Origin of the sequence: Bacillus sp. 22190 (genome assembly GCF_052045575.1) — a bacterium.
In the GTDB taxonomy this organism is placed as follows: Bacteria; Bacillota; Bacilli; order Bacillales; family Bacillaceae; genus Bacillus; species Bacillus altitudinis.
Window position 1 is genome coordinate 1 of record NZ_JBQEPF010000040.1, and the last position, 926, is coordinate 926.

1 tRNA gene is annotated in these 926 nt (G+C 34.7%); it reads left to right on the forward strand.

Annotated elements, in window-relative coordinates:
• Positions 1 to 829 precede the first annotated feature (829 nt).
• Positions 830 to 905, forward strand: a tRNA-Val gene (locus ACTJKA_RS19865).
• Positions 906 to 926 lie beyond the last annotated feature (21 nt).

Sequence of the window (926 nt, forward strand, 5' to 3'; positions counted from 1 at the left end):
GCGCCGATGGTAGTTGGGGGTTTCCCCCTGTGAGAGTAGGACGCCGCCAAGCTTTTCAAAGGATCAGTTCCAGTCGGAACTGGTCTTTTTTGTGTTTTAATAAATGATATATCTATTTATATTGAAAATAGTGGTCTTTCACTACATTCTCAATAACTCATTCATTTCATCCCCTTCACTGGAATTCTAGACATTCTATAAAATTCTTATCATCCAATCTCGTCGCTCGCTCATCTTGCTAAGAGTCAACATCAAAAGAGTAAACATGTCTAAAAAGATCTTCTCCTCTGGCAACCATATGTAGCGAACTGCGCTTGCTGCTAGATCATTGAAACCTACATAAGAGAGCAAAGGGCATCTTGGTTTGCTATGAGAGAGGAGGAAGATTTGAGTTAAGCACCAAAATGTTTGATGAGGAAAGGGAACATTGAGAGGAATTTTGGAAAATGACCATGATCAATTTAATATAAAGCAAATATACAAAATGGTTTCTCGGAAAAATAAAATAATAAAAAAATTCGTTTCTATATACAAGTTATCTGAGGATTTAAGGAATAAAACAAACATTTTTCAGCTTTAAAAGAGCTGTTTTTACATTGAAAAAGCGCTATTAATGCCCTTTTTAACAAAAAAACATAAAAAAATGAAAAAAAGACTTTTAAAATGAAGAGACAAGTGGTAAACTTCTTTAGGTGCCTTAACGAAAAGATGTGAAAAAACAGCTTTAAAATAAATTCAAAAATTATTTTAAAAAAGTCTTTACAAACAATATCTTATCGTTATATAATACTATTTGTCAGATCGAGAGACATTCGAAACGACACAATATGGAGGATTAGCTCAGCTGGGAGAGCATCTGCCTTACAAGCAGAGGGTCGGCGGTTCGAGCCCGTCATCCTCCACCATATTTATTCTTACATAATGTT